Consider the following 18,786-nt stretch of genomic DNA (forward strand, 5'->3'; position numbering starts at 1 on the left):
CCGCCCCGATTTTTTCTCTGGTCATTTTATATATGTTTCGCGCTTGAGCAACCTCTGTTTTTTTATCCTCCCGGAAAGTCCGTGCAAAAAACAAGCGGCCCGTTCCTCCTTCGGAACGGGCCGCGAATCTGTACAGATGGGCCCTCTCACATCCGCTCCGGCGCGGTGACGCCGATCAGTGCCAGGCCGTTGGCCAGGACGGAGCGGGTGGTGTCAGCCAGCTTGAGCCGGGCCTCCGCCACCGCCGGGACTTCCCCCTTGATGCGGTCGGCGTTGTAAAAGCGGTGGAAATCTCCCGCCAGGGAGATGAGATAGCGGTTGATCTGAGCCGGGTCATAGTCCCGCCCCGCGATGCGGATCTCCTCAGGGAACCGGGCCAGCGCCTTGATGAGGGCCTGCTCCTCGCTGCCGGACAGCAGGGAGGCGTCCACGTCTCCGGCAGCCGGAACCATCATTCCCTCCTCCGCCATCTTGGCGCACAGGGAGCAGATGCGTGCGTGGGCGTACTGGACGTAGTAGACGGGGTTGTCGCTGTCCTGGCGCACCGCCAGGTCCAGATCAAAGTCCAGGGGACTGGTGGGCTTGGAGTTGTTGAAGAAGAACCGGGCGGCATCCACGCTGATCTCATCCAGCAGATCGTGAAGGGCAATGGCCTTGCCGGAACGCTTGCTCATCCGTACTGGCTTGCCGTCCTGAAGCAGGTTCACCAGCTGCATGAGCACGATGACCAGCCGGTGGGAGCCGTCCAGCCCCAGGCCGTCCAGGGCGGCCTGGAGGCGGGCTACATGGCCGTGGTGGTCGGCGCCCCAGATGTTGATGGCGGTGTGGTAGCCCCGGTCCTTGAGCTTGTTGCTGTGGTAAGCAATATCGGCGGCAAAGTAGGTATAGAAGCCGTTGGCCCGGCGGAGCACGTCGTCCTTCAGCTCCAGCTTGTCCACCTGCTCCTGGGTCTTGCCCTCCCGCAGGAACTTCTCCTTGAGAAGCTGGGTGGTGTTGAGCCACAGGGCACCGTCCTTTTCATAGGTCCAGCCCCGGCTGGTCAGCTCGGCCACTGTGGCAGCCACAGCACCAGACTCATGGAGAGAGGACTCCAGGAACCACCGGTCATACTCGATGCCGTATTTCAGCAGGTCGCTCTTCATCTTGGGGATGTTCACGCCCAGGCCGTACTCCGCCATGCGCTCCAGGCGCTCGGATTCAGGCAGCTCCTTCCAGCTGTCCCCGTGGGCCGCGTAAATGGCCCGGGCCAGTTCCTTGATGTCCTCACCGTGGTAGCCCTCTTCGGGGAAGGGGACGTTCTCCTCCCCCAGGAGGATCTGCATGTATCGGGCGTCGATGGAGGTGGCGAACTTGTGGATCTGGTTGCCCGCGTCGTTGACGTAGAACTCCCGCCACACGTCGTAGCCCAGCCGTTCCAGCACGGCCGACAGCGTATCTCCCAGCACGCCGCCCCGGGCGTTGCCCATGTGCATGGGGCCGGTGGGATTGGCGGAGACAAATTCCACCATCACTTTTTCGCCCCGGCCCACGTCGCTCTGGCCGTACAGGCTGCCCTCGGACTCCACCGAGGCCAGAACCTCCCCGAACCACTTTTTGCCCAGAGTAAAATTCAGAAAGCCCGGCCCGGCGATCTCCGCCTTGTCAAAATAGGTGCCGTCCAACTCCAGGTGCTCCAGCAGCGCCTGGGCGATCTCCCGGGGGGGCTTGCCCAGAGCCCGGGCAGCCGCCATGGCGAAGGAAGAGGCATAGTCCCCGTGGCTGACGTCCTTGGGGATATCCACCTTGGAGCGGATCTCCGCCCCCGCCGGGAGCCGCCCCGCGGCAGCGGCTTTTTCATAGGCGCTCTGGGTGAGGGCCGACACCTGCTCCCGGGCGGCCTGGATCAGATTGGACATAGGTAATTTCTCCTTTTTCTCCGGGGACAGGCGAGTCCCGCCGCCCCGGTTCCTCTTTTGCGAATTCCTTTCCCCGTGCTGTCACTGGGAAATCAGCGAACGCTTCTTCTCCCGCACGCTGATTTGAAAGAGATTCATCCCGGCCACCTTGTGGTCGATCTCGATGTTATAGTCGATCTCAATATCGCCGCCCCGGTCATCGATGGCGGCCCGCATCCGGCGGGTGCTGATCCCCACGGCCAGATTGCCGTATGGGGTCTCGTACATGGACAGGTGCCGGCGGCCCTCCTGAAAGACCATCTGGGAGTTGACCTCCCCCACCCGCATCAGAGTCACACAGTCCTTCTCGATCTGGAAGGTGGTAAGGGTCCCTCCCAGGCCGGTGATCTCGCTCTCCTGGTAACTCAGGGTATAGGCGTCGTGGTCCCGGCAGAGCAGGCCCTCGGTGACCAGCTCCACCGATTCCTCATCGGCGTCCTGAAAGGCCTGCTGGCCCCGAATGGAAATGATAACGTTGTTTTCAGCCATAAATTTCGACCTCGCGCAGCGAAAAATAAGATGTGAGATCACACGGCCCGCCAACGCGCAATGCGACGGGGCTATTATACCATGTGATTTTGTTTCGTGTAAAGAGTGATCCCCAGGAAATTCGGCCTATTTCCCGTATTTTTGGATCTCAACCCGCTCCACCGGGCCATCCACTCCTCCGCCCAGGAAGATGGAGGCCAGACGGGCAAAATCTTCTGTGGAGTCGCTGACAAAAAAGCGGCAGGACCCCTGCTCCCGCTGGGCCAGAAGCCCCTGCTCGGCCAGACTCCGGGCCGCCTGGTCGGCGCAGGTCGCCCCCGAATCCACCAGAGCCACCTCCGGCCCCATGACCTTCCCGATCGCCTCCGCCAGCAGCGGATAATGGGTGCAGCCCAACACCAGGGTGTCCACTCCGGCCTCGCGCAGAGGCGCCAGATAATCCTCCGCCACCAAATTCACCACCGGGTCCTCCGCCCGGAAGCGCCCATTCTCCACCAGAGGGACAAACAGGGGGCAGGGGGCAGCAAAGACCCGTGCCCCGGGGTCCAGCGCGCCGATCTCCCGCTCGTAGGCCCCCGAGCGGATGGAGGCCGCTGTGCCGATGAGGCCGATGGCCCCGTTGCGGGTACGTTCCACCGCCGCCCGGGCCGCGGGGGTGACCACGCCGAAGAAGGGCAGGTCGTTTTCCACAGTGAGCTCCGCAAGCGCGTTGGCCGAGACCGTGCCGCAGGCCACCACCACCGCCTTCAGATCAAAGGAGCGCAGAAAGGCCACATCCTGCCTGGCATAGCGCAGGATCGTGTCCCGTCCCCGGCTGCCGTAGGGCACCCTTCCGGTGTCACCGAAATAGATGAGATCCTCCCCCGGCAGGATCCGCCGCAGCACCCGCAGCGCGGTGAGTCCCCCCATTCCGGAATCGAATACCCCGATGGGTCTCTGGTCCATGCCCCTCTCCCCTTTCGAAAACAATGAAAAATCAATCTTTTATATGATATGCTGTTTTCCGGGGAAACGCAAGGGGAATTTTCCGGCCTTTTCGGGAAAATTCCTCCCTCCATCCGTTTGACATTTCCACGCCCGGCATTATAATATAGAAACGCAGGGGCAGTCATGTCTCTCATTTTAAAACAGCGAGGGGGTCTTACCATGAAGTTAGAGCTGACGACGAAACAATTCCGACGTCTTTTGGATATGGCCTATATCGGCAACTGGATCCTCAATTCCACCCGGGGCGACGACCGTTTCGCCGACTATGACGAAGTGGAGAGCCTTCTGTTCCAAAAGGCCAGGGACGAGGGAATGAACTCCCTGACAGAATTCTGGCAGGGAGAGGCGGTGCCCTCTCAGGCCTTTGCCGACGGCGGGATCCACGACGCCATCATGGAATATGAAAACAATGTCTTTTTCGATATTCTGGCGGAAGATCTGGCCCGCCGGGACATGGACGACGTGCCCATCGACGAGAACAACTACCAGGAGCTCGCCTCCCGGATCGACGCCTATATCAGCGAATTTGAGGAGCACGGCACAGACAACATTTTGGTGGACACCGGAAATCTCTGAAAAAGAACGCTCTCCCAAACGGCTGGAACGCACGGCTTTGCCCGGATGTCCCAGCCGTTTTTTTTCGGTTTTTCTGAAAAAAAGAAATTCCTCCACGAATTGACAAAGCTGACCGGCGCATAGAAAATCTCCACGGGGCAAAGATATGCTCGGATTCTCGATCCGAACGAATCTTCAATCAACAAAAAGAAAAAAAGACGAGGAGATGCAACGTATGAGTAACAGCACCGGTTCCAACCGTCCCGTGGTCGCCAGCGCCCGCGAGGCTCTGGACAAGTTCAAGATGGAAGCTGCCCAGCAGGTGGGCGTCAACCTCAAGCAGGGCTACAACGGCGACCTGACTTCTCGTGAGGCCGGTTCCGTCGGCGGCCAGATGGTCAAAAAGATGATCGAGGCCTATGAGAACGGCATGAAGTAAGTTTCCCAAAAGGGAAAAAAGAGGGCGCGGGGCCGGTCCCCGCGCCCTTCCTTTTTGATAAAAAGCGGCGCCCCGCCTTGTATTCACGACTGGAACCGTCTATAATATTTGTATCTTTACACGCACGATCCGAATGGAAAGGAGCCTTTTACATGACCAATATCTGGCATGACATCGATCCCAAGCGCATCTCTCCGGAGGACTTTATCGCCGTGGTGGAGATCCCGCAGGGCAGCAAGAAAAAATATGAGCTGGACAAGGCCACCGGTCTCATTATTCTGGACCGTATTCTCTATACTTCCACCCACTACCCCGCCAACTACGGATTCATCCCCCGCTCCTACGGCGACGACGGAGATCCTCTGGACGTGCTGGTCCTCTGCTCCGAGGTGCTGGATCCCCTGACTCTGGTACGCTGCTACCCCGTGGGCTACATCTCCATGCTGGACGACGGGAAAAACGATGAGAAGATCATCGCCATCCCCTTTGCCGACCCTACCTATAACGCCTATCAGGATATCTCCGAACTGCCCGATCACATTTTTGACGAGATGGCCCATTTCTTCACGGTCTATAAAACCCTGGAGGGCAAGCAGACCATGGCCGGAGACGTAAAGGGCCGGGAGGACGCGATCGAGGTCATCCGGCAGGCCATCGCCAACTACAAAGACAAATTTTGCTGAGACTTTTCCTTGATTTTTCCGAAACTTAAGACATTCTTTCTTTTCTCACCCCATGCCCTGTGTTAAAATAGTCCTGAAAACGAAACACAAGGAGTACGATATGGCACACTATGACTGTCTGGTCATCGGCGCCGGCTTCGCCGGGGCGGTGACCGCCGGAGAACTGGCCCGCCGGGGGAACCGACGGGTGCTGGTGCTGGAAAAGCGGGACCATGTGGGCGGAAACGCTTACGACCGCCTCGACGCCAGCGGCATCCTCATCCACCAGTACGGCCCCCATATCTTCCATACCTCTGACCGGCGGGTCTATGACTACCTCTCTCAGTACACCGACTGGAGGGACTATCGCCACGAGGTAGTGGCCAGCATCCCTGCTCCCGGCGGGCGGATGGAGCTGCCCGTGCCCTTCAATCTCGTCTCCCTGGAGACCGCCTTCGGTCCCGAGAAGGCGGGAGAACTGGCAGGAAAACTCATTGCGGCTTACGGGGCGGAAAAAAAGGTCACGATCCTGGAGCTGCGGTCCAACCCCGATCCGGAGATCGCGGCTTTGGCAGACTATGTCTACGACCATGTCTTTGTCCGCTACACCATGAAGCAATGGGGACAGCGGCCGGAGGAGATTGACCCGAACACCACCGCCCGGGTGCCCGTTTTCCTCTCCCGGGACTGCGGTTACTTCCAGGACCCCTGGCAGGGGATGCCCCTGAACGGCTACACCCCCATTTTTGAGCGTCTGCTGGACCACCCCAACATCACGGTGGAGCTGGGCACGGACGCCGCCCGGCGGCTCACTCTGGGGGACGCGCTTCTGCTGGACGGGGAGCCTTTCGCCGGGACGGTGATCTTTACCGGTGCGCTGGACGAGTTCTTTGACTGCCGGTTTGGTCGCCTGCCCTACCGGACGCTGGACTTCCGTTTTGAGACCCACGCGGAGGACTTTTATCAGAGCCACGCCACGGTGAACTATACCATGGACGAGGATTTTACCCGTATCACGGAATTCAAACGCCTCACCGGCCAGGTTCTCCCCGGGGTGACCACCGTCATGAAGGAGTATTCCCGCGCCTACGCTGGCGCGGAGGGCGAGGTCCCCTACTACGCCATCATCGCCCCGGAAAACAACGCTCTCTATGCCCGATACGCCGCCCTGGCGGGGAGATATCCCCAGCTGCGGCTGCTGGGCCGGCTGGCCGAGTACAAATATTACAACATGGACGCCATTGTGGGCCGTGCCCTGGCTCTGGCGGACGAACTTCTGGGAGGCTGATCGTATGGAGAAGATCCTCACCTTTGCCGTCCCCTGCTATAATTCCGCGGCCTACATGGACCACTGCGTCCAGACCCTGCTCACCGGCGGCGAGGACGTGGAGATCATTCTGGTGGACGACGGCTCCACCAAGGACGACACCCCCGCCATCTGTGACCGATACGCCGCGCAGTACCCCGACATCATCCGCGTCATCCATCAGGAGAACGGCGGACACGGAGAAGGGGTCAACCAGGGCATCCGCAATGCCCGGGGGCTGTACTACAAAGTCGTAGACTCAGATGACTGGCTGGACACCAATGCCCTTCAGGCCGTTCTGGAGAAGCTCCGGGAGTGCGCCAAGTGGCCCAAGCCCCTGGATCTGCTCATCGCCAACTATGTTTACGAGCATGTGGAGGACCAGACCCAGCGGGTGATGCACTACCGCAACATCTTCCCGGAAAACCGGGTATTCACCTGGGAAGAGATCGGCCGCTTCCGCCCCTCTCAGTACCTGCTGATGCACTCTGTGATCTACCGCACCCAGCTGCTGCGGGACTGCGGGCTGGAGCTTCCCAAGCACACTTTCTATGTGGACAATATTTTTGTCTACCAGCCGCTCCCCTTCGTAGAATCCATCTACTACATGGATCTGGATCTCTACCGCTACTTCATCGGCCGGGCCGACCAGAGCGTCAATGAAAAGGTGATGGTGGGCCGGGTAGACCAGCAGATCCGGGTGACCAAGCTGATGATCGTGGCTCATGACCTCCGGCGGGTAAAGTTGGAACATCCCAAGCTGGGCCGGTATATGCTCAGCTACCTGTCCATGATGATGACCATCTCCTCCATTTTTCTCAACATCGCCGGCACCCCGGAGGCGCTGGGTCACAAGACCGAACTGTGGGAATATCTGCGGACGGTGGATCAGGGGCTTTACCATAAGCTGAAATATCGGGCCATGTCCGCCGTGGGCGTTTTCCCCGGCTATCAGGGGCGGAAGCTGTCGGTACAGCTCTACCACGTGGCCCAGCACATCTACAAATTCAACTGAAAAAAGGCCCGCCGAACCAGCAGTTCGGCGGGCCTTTTTATTGTTCAGCAAACCTTCACGGTCCAGCCGCAGGGATCTGGGAGGGTCCCCCACTGGATGCCGGTTAGGGTATCGTAGAGCTTCTGGGTCAGGCTGCCGATCTGCCCGCCGTTGACCACAGCGTGGCGGTCCTCCCAGCCCATCTCACCGATGGGAGAGACCACAGCGGCGGTGCCGGTGCCCCAGGCCTCGTCCAGCTTGCCCGCGGCCGCGGCGTCAAAAAGTTCCTGGGCGGTGATCAGCCGCTCCTCACACGGAATTCCCCAAGCCTTGAGCAGCTCCAGACAGGACTTCCGGGTGATGCCGGGAAGCACAGACCCGGTGAGCTTCGGAGTGACCACCGTCCCGTCCACCTGGAACATGACGTTCATGGAGCCCACTTCCTCAATATACTTTCGGTGCACACCGTCCAGCCAGAGCACCTGGGCATAGCCGTTCTCCTCAGCCCGCTCGCCGGCCCGGATGGAGGCGGCGTAGTTGCCGCCGCACTTGGTGTAGCCCGTGCCGCCCTTGACGGCCCGGACATCCTCGTCCTCCACGTAGATCTTCACAGGGTTGATGCCCTCGGCGTAATAGGCGCCCACCGGGCAGCAGATAACGGCAAAAATATAGGTGTGAGAGGCGTGGACTCCCAGGGTGGGATCAGTGGCGATGATGAAGGGACGGATATAGAGCGAGGTGCCGGGCACGTTGGGCACCCAATCAGCCTCCACCTTCACCAGCTGAGTGATGGCGTCCACCACGGTCTGTGGATCAATGGTGGGGATGCACATCCGCTCACAGGAGGAGGCCAGACGCCTGGCGTTCTCCATGGGGCGGAACAGCTGCACGCCGCCGTCCGGAGTCCGGTAGGCCTTCATCCCTTCAAAGACCTCCTGGGCATAGTGAAAGACCATGGCACAGGGCTCCAGCGAAAGGGGACCGTAGGGGACGATGCGTCCGTCGTGCCAGCCCTTGCCGGTCTCATAATTCATAAGGAACATGTGGTCGGTAAACGTCTGGCCGAACACCAGCGTCTTGGGGTCCGGTTTGGTCTTGAGGGCCGCGGCCCGGGTCACGGGAAATTCCTGCATCTTGAACAGCCTCCTTGCGGTTGATTGAATAGGCCTATTATAACCCTGTCTTTTCATCACCGCAAGTAGATAATTTACCAAATTGCAGTGTAAAAGTATCTTTTCCCTTGCTTTTTTACCGAGGGCATGATATAGTATGCGTAGTTTCTATGCGAAAAGGATCGGTGAACCCGCGTGGACGAACCTCCGCCCAGTCCCAAGTACATCAAAAAGTCGAACGTTGGACAGTCTTACTGGAGAGAGTAGGACTGTCCTTTTGCGCGCTTCTCCCCAAAAACGTCTCAACTATGAAATGGAGTGTGATTTGCCCTTTATGGACAGTTCCAGTATCGCAATGATCTGTGCGATCGTCGTTTTAGTCGCGTTCAGCGCCTTCTTCTCCGCCACCGAGACCGCCTTCACATCCCTCAACCGGGTCCGGCTGAAGGCCAAGGCCGACGGCGGCGACAGCCGGGCCCGTCTGGCCCTGGATCTGGAGGAGGGCTATGACAAGCTCCTCACCACCATCCTCATCGGCAACAACGTGGTCAACATCACGGCCACCACCGTCTCCGCTTCCCTCTTCATCAAGCTGCTGGGTGCTTACGGACCCACGGTGTCCACTGTGGTGCTCACGGTGGTCATCCTGATCTTCGGCGAGGTCTCCCCCAAGAGCCTGGCCAAGGACCGTTCGGAGTCCTTCGCCATGTTCGCCGCCCCCATCATGCGGGTGCTGATGGTCCTCTTCACCCCTCTGGCTTGGCTGTTTGCCCAGTGGAAGAAACTGCTGTCCAAGGTCTTTTACACCCCTGTGGACGAGGGCATCACTGAAGAGGAACTGGTGACCATGGTGGATCAGGCTGAGAGCGAGGGCGGGCTCAACCGCCATGAGAGCGAGCTGATCCGCTCCGCCATCGAGTTCGGCGACATGGAGGTGCAGGAGATCCTCACGCCCCGGGTGGACATCGTGGCCGTGGAGGACGACGCCTCTATGGAGGAGATCGCCAAGGCCTTTGCCGAGAGCGGCTTCTCCCGCCTGCCGGTCTATCATGAGGACATCGACGATATCATCGGGGTCATCCACGAGAAGGACTTCCACGCCGCCCGCTACCACGGCCAGACCGACATCTCCGCCCTCACCGCCCCCATTCTGTACACCACGGGGAACACCAAGATCTCCGACCTGATGCGCATTTTGCAGAAAAACAAGGCCCACATGGTGGTGGTGGTGGACGAATACGGGGGCACGGAGGGGCTCTGCACCCTGGAGGACATTGTGGAGGAACTGGTGGGCGAGATCTGGGACGAACATGACGAGGTCATTGAAGAATTTAAAAAGCAGCCGGACGGCAGCTATCTCATCTCCTGCAACGCCGCGCTCACCGACCTGTGCGATCTCTTCACCCTTAAGGGCGAGTGCGAGGCCAACACGGTCTCCGGCTGGGTCATGGAGCAGATCGGGCGTGTACCCGAGGAGGGGGACCGCTTCCAGGCCGACGGGCTGGACGTGACGGTGACCAAAGTGGATCACCGCCGGGTGCTGGAGATCAAAGTGGTGGTCCTCCCCGAACCGCATCCGGAAGCTCACTGAGCCCGCTTTGGACTGTCGAAAAAGTCAAAAGTGGTGCAGGGGCGGGATGGTTTCCTGCACGCGCAGCAGCCCCCGGCAGACTTTTGCCGCCCCAGGCGGCGAAAGCAGGTGAAGCTCTGAAAATCCAGAGGACATGTGTCTCGGAATTTTCCCTTCTCAGCCTTTGGCATGTGCGAGCGCCAGCACGTGCGCGAGAAAGTCTGCATCCTCTCTTAAAAATGCCCGCATTTTTGAGAAGCGTGTCGAAGTGTTTCGACACGCTGGAGCGGCCCTCGCCTCTGTTCAGAGACGAGGGCCGCTTTTTTGCTTTCTGCCGGCAGGGAGCGGCGGCCTCTGCCGCCCCTCCTGCCGGTCACAGGTTTTCCGTTTTTGACCCCCGCGCTTCAGGACCGGGCGCCGTCATTTGATCTCCCGGCTGTCCACTTCCTCCTTCAAAAGGGCGGCAAAGGCATCCAGGCTCATTGCGCCCAGATCCTCCCCGGAGCGATGGCGCACGGAGACGGTCTTGTTCTCAATGTCCCGGTCACCCACCACCAGCATGTAGGGGATCTTCTGGAGTTGAGCCTCCCGGATCTTCTTGCCGATCTTTTCGTTCCGGTCGTCCACCTCGGGCCGGAAGCCCCGGGCGTCCAGCGCGGCGGCAATTTCTTTGGCGTAATCGTCGGCCCGCCCGGTGACGGTGAGCACCTTCGCCTGTACGGGAGAGAGCCAGGCGGGGAAGGCGCCGGCAAAGTGCTCGGTGATGACGCCGATGAACCGCTCGATGGATCCCAGCACCACCCGGTGGATCATGACGGGACGGTGCTTGGCGCCGTCCTCACCCACATACTCCAGCTCAAAGCGCTCAGGCAGCTGCATATCCAGCTGGATGGTGCCGCACTGCCAGGTCCGGCCCAAAGAGTCGGCCAGATGGAAGTCCAGCTTGGGGCCGTAGAAGGCGCCGTCGCCCTCGTTGACCACATAGGTCTTGCCCATCTCGGTGATGGCTTCCTTCAGGGTCTCCTGGGCAAAGTTCCAGTCCTTCTCATCGCCCATGTGGTCCTCAGGCATGGTGGACAGCTCGATCTCATAAGAAAGGCCAAACACGGAGTAGACCTCGTCGAAGAGCTTGACCACATTCTTGATCTCCCCCTTCATCTGGTCCCAGGTCATGAAGATATGGGCGTCGTCCTGGGTGAAGCAGCGCACCCGGAACAGGCCGTGGAGCGCACCGGAGAGCTCGTGACGGTGGACCAGGCCCAGCTCGCCCACCCGCAGGGGCAGATCCCGATAAGAGTGGGGCTCGGACTTATAGACCAGCATCCCGCCCGGGCAGTTCATGGGCTTGATGGCAAAGTCCTCTTCATCGATGACGGTGGTGTACATGTTCTGCTTGTAGTGGTCCCAGTGGCCGGAGCGCTCCCAGAGCTTCCGGTTGAGGATCATGGGGGTGGAGATCTCCACATAGCCGTAGCGCTTGTGGACCTGACGCCAGTAGTCGATGAGGGTGTTGCGAAGCACCATGCCCTTGGGCAGGAAGAAGGGAAACCCGGGGCCCTCGTCCATCAGGGTGAACAGGCCCAGCTCCTTGCCCAGCTTCCGGTGATCTCGCTTCTTGGCCTCCTCGATCCGGGCCAGGTAGGCGTCCAGCTCCTCCTTCTTGGGGAAGGCGACGCCGTAGATGCGCTGGAGGGTCTGGCGGCTGGAGTCGCCCCGCCAGTAGGCGGCGTTGCAGGCGGTGAGCTTGATGCCGTTGCCCTTGATGCGCCCGGTGGAGTCCACGTGGGGACCCGCGCACAGGTCGGTGAACTCGCCCTGCCTGTAGAAGGAGATCACAGCGTCGGCGGGCAGGTCGTTGATGAGCTCCACCTTGTAGGGCTCGCCCTTCTCCTCCATGAACTGAAGGGCCTCCGCCCGGGGCAGCTCAAACCGCTCCAGCTTCAGCTTCTCCTTGCAGATCTTCCGCATCTCGCCCTCGATCTTCTCCAGGATCTCGGGGGTGAAAGGAAAGGGAGAATCCATGTCATAATAGAAGCCCTCTTCGATGGCGGGGCCGATGGCCAGCTTCACCTCGGGGTAGAGGCGCTTCACCGCCTGGGCCAGGACATGAGAGCAGGTGTGCCAATAGGTTTTCCGGTATTCCGGGTTTTCAAAGGTATACTCTTTGTTTTCTTCTGCCATGATAATTCCTCCTGTAATCTTGGGATCGGATAAAAAATCCCACCCCTGAATGGTTTCAGGGGTGGGATACGAAGTCGTATTCCACGGTTCCACCCTGCTTGCGGCCCTCCCGAAGGAGCGCCGCCGCTCGTTGAACAGCTGTAACGGGCTTGCCCGGCCTGCTTCTTTCACAGGCGGCTCGGGAGTGGTGTCGCCGCCGCGTCACGGAGGGCGCTTACACCAAACGCGCCCCTCTCTGACCGCCGCCAACGGGTCGATCTCCGTCTTTGCCGATGTACGGGCAAACTATATCACGAAAAAAAGGCTCTGTCAAGCGGCAGGCTGTGGAAAGGGGCTGCCATACCGCTGCCCTTCCCGAAAAAGTTCAGCCCGTATATTCCAGCAGCAGCTGCCGCAGCCCCTCAGCGCTCTTCTCATCAGGCTCCTGATTCAACAAGTAGCGCGCCGCCTCCCGCCACTCCCCTTCCGGCCAATTTTCGGCAGGGCACTGCACCAGTGCCCAGTGCAGCCGCCTGTGAAAATGGAAGGTATGCAGATCCGAGAGGTAAAGGCAACCTGCCAGATCCGCCAGTGTCTCTAAAAGTCCCGGTCCCTGTCCTTTTTCTACCATCTGCCTTCGTCCCCTCTCTGTGTCGTGTAGTTTATAATTCAACTATAATCAAAAGAGAATATAATGTCAAGTTTAAAAACAAACTTAAAATTGATTCTTATTTTTTACAAAATGTGGCTATGATAATTTCATGTTAAAAATATCTCACAGAGAGGGGGCACCCCCATTTTGGAAATGGATTATCATGCCATTGGCGGCCGGGTAGCCCGGCGCAGAAAGAAACTGGGGCTGACCCAGGCGAAGGTCGCCGAGCAGGCAGAGATCAGCGACCAGTACCTTTCCAACATTGAGCGGGCGGTATCGATCCCATCGGTGGAAGTTCTGATGCGGCTGGCCGCTGCTTTGGACACCACGCCGGATGAATTTCTCGTCGGCACCGCCCGCTCCGAGGGACAGGCCTGGCGCAGTGTGGCCGAACAGCTCCGCCCGCTGGATGCCAGGCAGCTTCGATTGGTGGAGCGTTTCATCAACTGGACAAGCGGGGAGGACATTTAAAAAAAGGCCGTCGTCTACGGGACGACAGCCTTTTTTGTACGAGCAGTTTGCCTTTTCAGTATTGATTCACCCAGCCGGAGATCAGGAGGGTGGGGACCAGCCACATGACCAGAAAAATGGTGAGGTTCGCCGGAGTCAGTGAGGCGTAGGCCGCCACGAAGGTAAGATAAAAGGCCAGAAGCGCACCCGCCAGGGAGCCAAAACAGGTCAGCACCGCCGACAGCCGTACCGCCGAGCGAAGCCGCCGTCCCCCCACCACCGCCTCGGAGTAAGGGCCAACCCCCTCCCGGCAGAGCACGGCTGCCAGGGTGTCGGAATGCTCCTGATCCGTCTCGGACAGCTCCCGGCGGCGTTCCACCGGCGGGAATTCCATCCGCTCTACCGGCAGTTTGAAGCGCTGCCGGAGCATGGAGGGGATCAGATTGAAATCCCGGGTGGCGAGAACGGGGGCGATATGGTTGCGGATCAGAGCGTCCAGCGCCTGGGGCACCGCCCCCGGCAGATGATAATTGAGAGCGAAGATGCCCGCCAGATCCCCGTCGATGGCGCAGAAGGCAGCGTTTTTCACATTGAGTCCGGGCGGAAGGGCCACTTCCATCAGCGTCATGAACGCCGCCGAGCCTACCAGCACCTGCTGGCCCCGAATGGTCTCGGAAAAGCCGCCCCCCTCATAGGCGGTGAAGTCCTCGCCCCGGCGATAGGTCCCCCCCTGGGCGCGGAGCAGGTCCTGGAACACCTTCTCCAGTCCGCTTCCCCCGTCCCGAAGGACCGTGGCCGTGTTGGCCACCACCTTCTCCACGGAGAAATCCCCGTAGACCTTGACGCCGTTGAGGGAAACCGCCCCGGGCGGAAACAGATCGGCGTCGGTGAGCAGAATGTTGGAGGTGCCGGTGGTGTTCACCACGCCCTCCCAGCCCGCCAGCGCCGCGCCGGACTTGGCCAGCCGGGCGGAGAGCTTCCGCCAAGGAAGGGCGAAGCACAGAGTGGCCGAAAGGGACGCCGAGGCCGAAAGAGTGGCGGCCAGGCACCACAGAATGTCCGCCGGGCGGTTTCGCCCCAAAGAGGAGATGAGGGAAAAGAGAACGCAGGCCAGCAGCAGCAGCGGGGCGGCCGTCCGGTAGACCCGCTCGGCTCCGTCCTCCCCCTGGACCTGGCTGCCAAAGCCGGTGACCGGGCCGGACCACTTCACATAAGTGTCCCGCCCGTTCCATTTTGCCTCGTCCCGGGTGACCAGATAGGGCTCTGAGGCGGAGGCCGCCGTGCGGCAGGCCATCCGCTGACCCCGGCGCTTGTAAAAGTTCCCCAGCGCCACGCACCAGAGGGTCAGGACCGCAACCAGACAGTAGGGCTGCCGCTGGGGTTCTCCCCCACTCAGTGCAGGCAGCGTGAGGGCGTCCGCCAGGACCGCCACGTTGGCCAGGGCCGCCAGCGTGTCCATCCCCATCCGAAACTGGAAGGGCCGGATCAGTCCCTTGAGCAGGGCATCCGCCCCCAGGAGCATGGCCGCCGCCTGAAAGGCCGCCAGCGTATAGCACCGCAGCACTCCGCTTACGGCCAGAGGTGTGGGGACGGGCAGCGGAAAACTCTCCGCAAGGGTGAGATAGAGGAGCGGGAAGAGCAGGAAAAAGAGCAGCGTGATCCGAAAGCGCATGGATTTGAGCCCTTTGGCATACCGCCGGGCCAGATCGGCGGGCGGGATGTCCGGGGCGGGGGGCAGTGTCCGGCGAGGCTTCCGCCCCGGGACGGGCGGCGCTTCCTCCTCATCCACACCGGGGATGAGTTCCTCCGCCCGGCGGAGCCGCTCATCGTCCTCAATGCCCTCTTCCTCATACATGTGCCCCGCAAACTCATCTGCCTTGCGCCGCAGCCTGTCAAGCCCGGCCGCCACCGGATTCTCCGGCTGGGCGGCCGGAAACTCCAGGACTTTGGTCTCGTCCTCCGCCCCGTCGTCCGGCTCCGGCGTCTCATCCTCCGGGGCAGCCGCCCGCTCCTCACCGGAGCTTCGAGGCGGGGCCTTTCGGTCCGCACCGGAGCACACAGGCCCGGGGAAAGCCGTCACCACTCCGGGCGTCTTTCCGGGGGGCGGGGTATCCGGCTGCCGGGGCCGGATGGGAAACGGAATGGTGTCCTCCCGCCAGTCCGGCTGCTCCCGGGGTGTGGAAAGCGGTTCCCCGCCCTCTGTCGGGCGCCGCCCGGAGCCGAATTCGGCCAAAATCTCCTCCAGGGAATAGCCGCCGTCCTGATTCAGTTCGTCGTCGTCCCTGCGTTTTGACATGAGATCACCTGTGTTCGGAAAGAATAGAACCGCAGCCCGGTTCAGCCCATGCGCTGGCGTACCGCCTCATAGAGGAGGATGGACGCGGCTGCGGAGGCGTTGAGGGAGTTGAGCTGTCCCTTCATGGGGATAGAGACCAGAAAGTCGCAGTTTTTCGCCACAAGGCGGCTCATCCCGTTCCCCTCGGAGCCGATGACAATGGCCGCCGGGCCCTTCAGGTCGGCATCATAGATGGCCCGGTCGGCGTCGGCCGCCGTGCCAAAGACCCAGACCCCAGCCTCCTTGAGCTCCTTCAGGCAGGCAGTGAGGTTGGCCACCCGGGCCACCGGCACGTAAGACACCGCTCCCGCCGAAGTCTTGGCCACCACGGCAGTGAGCCCGGCGGAGCGCCGCTTGGGAATGATGACCCCGTGGGCCCCGGCACACTCCGCAGTGCGGATCACCGCCCCCAGATTGTGAGGGTCGGAAAGTTCATCACACACCACGATGAGGGGCGGCTCTCCCCGGTCGGCGGCCGCCTTCAGGATATCCTCCACCTCGGCGTACTCCCGCACGGCGGCCACGGCAATGACCCCCTGGTGGGAGTGGGTGACACTCATGTTGTCCAGTTTCCGCCGGTCGCAGTCCACCACCGCGATGCCCCGCTCCCGGGCCTTGGCGGCAATGTGCCCAAGAGCGGCGTCGGTCTCCCCCCGGGCAAGGTACACCTTGTCGATGGGCGTCCCGGCCCGAAGGGCCTCCGTCACCGCGTTGCGCCCTTCGATGATGCCGTCGGATGCCTCCTGCCGCTCTTTCCAGTCCTGCCGCTTCTCCGCCATTTTCATCCCGCCTTCCGGTCGTCTCCAGTTAGAATTCAGTATAGCATATCGGCGGAAAAAGGGAAAGAGAAAGTTCCCCCTTTCTTCTCCGCGAAATTCTCCTCTTTTCTCCGGCAGAGTCTCAGAAACAGCGGCAATTCATAGAAAGTTTACGGGCCGTTTCCTTGTAATTTTGCCCCCGGTATGGTATGATGCAATCTGAATTCTGAATAAAGGGGGCTTTTGTATGCCCAATCAAAATAATTCCGATCATTCCGGCGGCCCCAAAAAAAATCCGAAAAATACCATGGCGCTGCTCTCCATCGTCCTTTGGGCACTGGTCATCACCGTGTTCTTCAACTACGCGACTTCCATGGCCAAGCAGGCCAACACCCAGGAGATCAGCTACGGCGAGTTCCGCCAGATGGTGGCCGATGACAAGGTCTCCCAGGTAGTGATGTCCTCAGACAAGTATGTCATCTACCCCAAGACAGATTCGAAAGGCAACGTGGCCGCTCCGGACAAGGACCCGGTGGGCGGCTGGCTGGATCCTCCAGCCGCCTCCGTCCCCGCCACCCTGCCCCCCATCGACCAGGCCAAGGACTTCCTGGGGGGCGGCAAAAAGCAGAACGCACAGCTGACCTACTACTGCGCGGTTCCCAACACCGTGCTGGACGACGGGCTGATCACCCTGCTGGAAGAGCACGGTGTCACCAACTACGGTCCCAAGTATGAGGAGCCCCTCTCCCCCATCGTCTCCTTCCTGGCCGCCTACCTCCTCCCCACTGTGCTGATGGTTGGCCTCATGTACCTGCTGTTCCGGTCCATGTCCAACAAAATGGGCGGCATGGGCGGTCTGGGCGGCGTGGGCAAGGCCAACGCCAAGGTGTATGTGGAAAAGACCACCGGCGTCACCTTTAAGGATGTGGCCGGGCAGGACGAGGCCAAGGAGTCCCTGGAGGAGATCATCGATTTCCTGCACAATCCGCAAAAGTACACTGAGATCGGCGCCAAGCTCCCCAAGGGCGCGCTGCTGGTGGGTTTCCCCGGCACCGGCAAAACCCTGCTGGCCAAGGCTGTGGCCGGCGAGGCCAGCGTCCCATTCTTCTCCATCTCCGGCTCCGACTTTGTGGAGATGTTTGTGGGCGTAGGCGCTTCCCGGGTCCGCGACCTCTTTAAGGAGGCCGCCAAAATGGCCCCCTGCATCATCTTCATCGACGAGATCGACACCATCGGCAAGAGCCGTGACAACCGGATGGGCGGCAATGACGAGCGGGAGCAGACCCTCAATCAGCTGCTGGCGGAACTGGACGGCTTTGACCCCACCAAGGGCGTCATCGTTCTGGCCGCCACCAACCGCCCCGAGGTTCTGGACAAGGCCCTGCTGCGGCCCGGCCGGTTTGACCGGCGGATCACCGTGGACCGGCCCAATCTGGCCGGACGTCTGGCCACCCTGCAGGTCCACACCCGGAACATCCGCCTCAGCGAGGACGTCAATCTGGAAAAAATCGCTCAGGCCACCGCCGGCTGCGTGGGTGCCGATCTGGCCAACCTGGTCAACGAGGCCGCCCTCCGGGCAGTGCGGAAGGGCCGCAAGGCCGTGAATCAGGAGGACCTGCTGGCCTCCTTTGAGCTGGTCATCGCGGGCAGCGAGAAGAAGGGCACTGTCCTCACAGAACAGGAAAAGCGGATGACTGCCTACCACGAGGTGGGCCACGCCCTGGTGGCTGCCCGTCAGAAGAACGCCCAGCCGGTGAGCAAGATCACCATCGTCCCCCACACCATGGGAGCCCTGGGCTACACCATGCAGCTGCCTGAGGAGGAGAAATTCCTCATGACCCGGGAGGATCTGCTCACCGAGATCCGCACCCTGCTGGGCGGCCGCAGCGCCGAGGAAGTGGTGTTCGACACCATGACCAGCGGCGCTTCCAACGACATTGAGCGGGCCACCGACCTGGCCCGAAAAATGGTGACCATGTTCGGCATGAGCGACTCCTTCGGCGTCATGGGTCTGGCCACCGTTCAAAACCAGTTCCTGGATGGCTCCATGGGCCTCAACTGTGCTCAGGATACAGCCGCCGTGGTGGACCGGGAGGTCAAGGAGATCCTGGAGCGGTGCCACACCGAGGCCAAGCAGATCCTCTTGGGTGACCGGGAGATGCTGGACAAGGTGGCCGGCTACCTGCTCCAGAAGGAGACCATCACCGGCCAGGAGATGATGGCCATTCTGGAGGGGCAAGATCCGGAAGCGGTAGACAACTACGGGTTGCCCCCCAAGACAGCTGAACTCCAGCCTCCCGCCGGAGACGAGCCTCCCGCCCGGAATATTCACATGGTGAGCGAGCCGGTGGATCCGCCGCAGCCGCCGGGGGACGCTCAA

The 18,786-nt window shown here is 60.9% G+C and carries 16 protein-coding genes; 8 read left to right on the plus strand and 8 right to left on the minus strand.

Going from position 1 to position 18,786, the window contains the following annotated elements; all coding sequences use genetic code 11:
- Positions 1 to 146: 146 nt before the first annotated feature.
- The 3 genes from argS to murI all read right to left on the minus strand — a co-directional run bounded on the left by argS (position 147) and on the right by murI (position 3,368).
- On the minus strand, positions 147 to 1,895 hold the full coding sequence (gene argS / locus ACQRD3_RS05025) for an arginine--tRNA ligase (protein ID WP_080907339.1): 1,749 nt from the start codon (positions 1,893 to 1,895) through the stop codon (positions 147 to 149).
- 81 nt (positions 1,896 to 1,976) lie between these two features.
- Positions 1,977 to 2,423 carry a DUF1934 domain-containing protein gene (locus ACQRD3_RS05030; RefSeq protein WP_080907338.1) on the minus strand — a complete coding sequence of 149 codons (447 nt, stop codon included), beginning with the start codon at positions 2,421 to 2,423 and terminating at the stop codon, positions 1,977 to 1,979.
- A 126-nt stretch (positions 2,424 to 2,549) separates the two neighbouring features.
- Positions 2,550 to 3,368, minus strand: coding sequence for a glutamate racemase (murI, locus tag ACQRD3_RS05035; protein WP_080907337.1), 819 nt, complete (start codon positions 3,366 to 3,368; stop codon positions 2,550 to 2,552).
- 201 nt (positions 3,369 to 3,569) lie between these two features.
- Between murI and ACQRD3_RS05040 the strand changes: the two genes are divergently transcribed.
- The 5 genes from ACQRD3_RS05040 to ACQRD3_RS05060 all read left to right on the plus strand — a co-directional run bounded on the left by ACQRD3_RS05040 (position 3,570) and on the right by ACQRD3_RS05060 (position 7,387).
- Positions 3,570 to 3,986, plus strand: a complete 417-nt coding sequence (locus ACQRD3_RS05040) for a hypothetical protein (protein WP_080907336.1) — start codon at positions 3,570 to 3,572, stop codon at positions 3,984 to 3,986.
- Between the two features lie 214 nt (positions 3,987 to 4,200).
- Positions 4,201 to 4,404: a small, acid-soluble spore protein, alpha/beta type gene (locus ACQRD3_RS05045; RefSeq protein ID WP_427780209.1), complete on the plus strand. Its 204-nt coding sequence runs from the start codon at positions 4,201 to 4,203 to the stop codon at positions 4,402 to 4,404.
- A 152-nt stretch (positions 4,405 to 4,556) separates the two neighbouring features.
- Positions 4,557 to 5,087 (plus strand): inorganic diphosphatase, encoded by a 531-nt coding sequence (locus tag ACQRD3_RS05050; RefSeq protein WP_080907333.1) that lies wholly within the window; start codon positions 4,557 to 4,559, stop codon positions 5,085 to 5,087.
- A 100-nt stretch (positions 5,088 to 5,187) separates the two neighbouring features.
- Entirely contained in the window at positions 5,188 to 6,354 is a 1,167-nt protein-coding gene (gene glf, locus ACQRD3_RS05055) for a UDP-galactopyranose mutase (protein WP_427780211.1), read from the plus strand.
- 4 nt (positions 6,355 to 6,358) lie between these two features.
- Positions 6,359 to 7,387, plus strand: a complete 1,029-nt coding sequence (locus ACQRD3_RS05060; RefSeq protein WP_427780213.1) for a glycosyltransferase family 2 protein — start codon at positions 6,359 to 6,361, stop codon at positions 7,385 to 7,387.
- A 44-nt stretch (positions 7,388 to 7,431) separates the two neighbouring features.
- Here ACQRD3_RS05060 and ACQRD3_RS05065 read toward each other — a convergent pair whose 3' ends face one another.
- A complete protein-coding gene (locus tag ACQRD3_RS05065; protein ID WP_080907330.1) occupies positions 7,432 to 8,499 on the minus strand; it encodes a branched-chain amino acid aminotransferase in 1,068 nt (355 codons plus the stop codon).
- Positions 8,500 to 8,812: 313 nt separating this feature from the next.
- On the opposite strand from ACQRD3_RS05065, the gene ACQRD3_RS05070 reads away from it, so the two are divergent.
- Positions 8,813 to 10,069 (plus strand): hemolysin family protein, encoded by a 1,257-nt coding sequence (locus ACQRD3_RS05070; RefSeq protein ID WP_080907329.1) that lies wholly within the window; start codon positions 8,813 to 8,815, stop codon positions 10,067 to 10,069.
- Positions 10,070 to 10,468: 399 nt separating this feature from the next.
- Here the strand turns inward: ACQRD3_RS05070 and thrS are convergent, their stop codons facing one another.
- A complete protein-coding gene (gene thrS / locus ACQRD3_RS05075) occupies positions 10,469 to 12,229 on the minus strand; it encodes a threonine--tRNA ligase (RefSeq protein ID WP_427780215.1) in 1,761 nt (586 codons plus the stop codon).
- A 364-nt stretch (positions 12,230 to 12,593) separates the two neighbouring features.
- Positions 12,594 to 12,839, minus strand: coding sequence for a hypothetical protein (locus tag ACQRD3_RS05080; protein ID WP_427780216.1), 246 nt, complete (start codon positions 12,837 to 12,839; stop codon positions 12,594 to 12,596).
- A gap of 174 nt (positions 12,840 to 13,013) precedes the next feature.
- Here ACQRD3_RS05080 and ACQRD3_RS05085 point away from each other — a divergent pair, with 174 nt between their 5' ends.
- On the plus strand, positions 13,014 to 13,334 hold the full coding sequence (locus tag ACQRD3_RS05085) for a helix-turn-helix domain-containing protein (RefSeq protein WP_080907486.1): 321 nt from the start codon (positions 13,014 to 13,016) through the stop codon (positions 13,332 to 13,334).
- 55 nt (positions 13,335 to 13,389) lie between these two features.
- On the opposite strand, the gene ACQRD3_RS05090 is transcribed toward ACQRD3_RS05085, so the two are convergent.
- On the minus strand, positions 13,390 to 15,609 hold the full coding sequence (locus ACQRD3_RS05090; RefSeq protein WP_427780218.1) for a hypothetical protein: 2,220 nt from the start codon (positions 15,607 to 15,609) through the stop codon (positions 13,390 to 13,392).
- A gap of 41 nt (positions 15,610 to 15,650) precedes the next feature.
- The gene (gene rlmB / locus ACQRD3_RS05095; RefSeq protein WP_427780220.1) at positions 15,651 to 16,427 is read right to left on the minus strand and encodes a 23S rRNA (guanosine(2251)-2'-O)-methyltransferase RlmB; all 777 of its coding nucleotides are present in this window, start codon (positions 16,425 to 16,427) and stop codon (positions 15,651 to 15,653) included.
- Between the two features lie 226 nt (positions 16,428 to 16,653).
- On the opposite strand from rlmB, the gene ftsH reads away from it, so the two are divergent.
- A partial coding sequence (ftsH, locus tag ACQRD3_RS05100; protein WP_427780222.1) for an ATP-dependent zinc metalloprotease FtsH occupies positions 16,654 to 18,786 on the plus strand: 2,133 nt, incomplete at its 3' end.

Origin of the sequence: Candidatus Pseudoscillospira sp. SGI.172 (assembly GCF_050313575.1) — a bacterium.
GTDB lineage: Bacteria > Bacillota > Clostridia > Oscillospirales > Oscillospiraceae > Vermiculatibacterium.

Coding starts and splice junctions, on each gene's coding strand:
- argS (WP_080907339.1), bottom strand. CDS start 1,895: ATGTCCAATCTGATCCAGGCCGCCCGGGAGCAGGTGTCGGCCCTCACC.
- ACQRD3_RS05030 (WP_080907338.1), bottom strand. CDS start 2,423: ATGGCTGAAAACAACGTTATCATTTCCATTCGGGGCCAGCAGGCCTTT.
- murI (WP_080907337.1), bottom strand. CDS start 3,368: ATGGACCAGAGACCCATCGGGGTATTCGATTCCGGAATGGGGGGACTC.
- ACQRD3_RS05040 (WP_080907336.1), top strand. CDS start 3,570: ATGAAGTTAGAGCTGACGACGAAACAATTCCGACGTCTTTTGGATATG.
- ACQRD3_RS05045 (WP_427780209.1), top strand. CDS start 4,201: ATGAGTAACAGCACCGGTTCCAACCGTCCCGTGGTCGCCAGCGCCCGC.
- ACQRD3_RS05050 (WP_080907333.1), top strand. CDS start 4,557: ATGACCAATATCTGGCATGACATCGATCCCAAGCGCATCTCTCCGGAG.
- glf (WP_427780211.1), top strand. CDS start 5,188: ATGGCACACTATGACTGTCTGGTCATCGGCGCCGGCTTCGCCGGGGCG.
- ACQRD3_RS05060 (WP_427780213.1), top strand. CDS start 6,359: ATGGAGAAGATCCTCACCTTTGCCGTCCCCTGCTATAATTCCGCGGCC.
- ACQRD3_RS05065 (WP_080907330.1), bottom strand. CDS start 8,499: ATGCAGGAATTTCCCGTGACCCGGGCCGCGGCCCTCAAGACCAAACCG.
- ACQRD3_RS05070 (WP_080907329.1), top strand. CDS start 8,813: ATGGACAGTTCCAGTATCGCAATGATCTGTGCGATCGTCGTTTTAGTC.
- thrS (WP_427780215.1), bottom strand. CDS start 12,229: ATGGCAGAAGAAAACAAAGAGTATACCTTTGAAAACCCGGAATACCGG.
- ACQRD3_RS05080 (WP_427780216.1), bottom strand. CDS start 12,839: ATGGTAGAAAAAGGACAGGGACCGGGACTTTTAGAGACACTGGCGGAT.
- ACQRD3_RS05085 (WP_080907486.1), top strand. CDS start 13,014: ATGGATTATCATGCCATTGGCGGCCGGGTAGCCCGGCGCAGAAAGAAA.
- ACQRD3_RS05090 (WP_427780218.1), bottom strand. CDS start 15,609: ATGTCAAAACGCAGGGACGACGACGAACTGAATCAGGACGGCGGCTAT.
- rlmB (WP_427780220.1), bottom strand. CDS start 16,427: ATGGCGGAGAAGCGGCAGGACTGGAAAGAGCGGCAGGAGGCATCCGAC.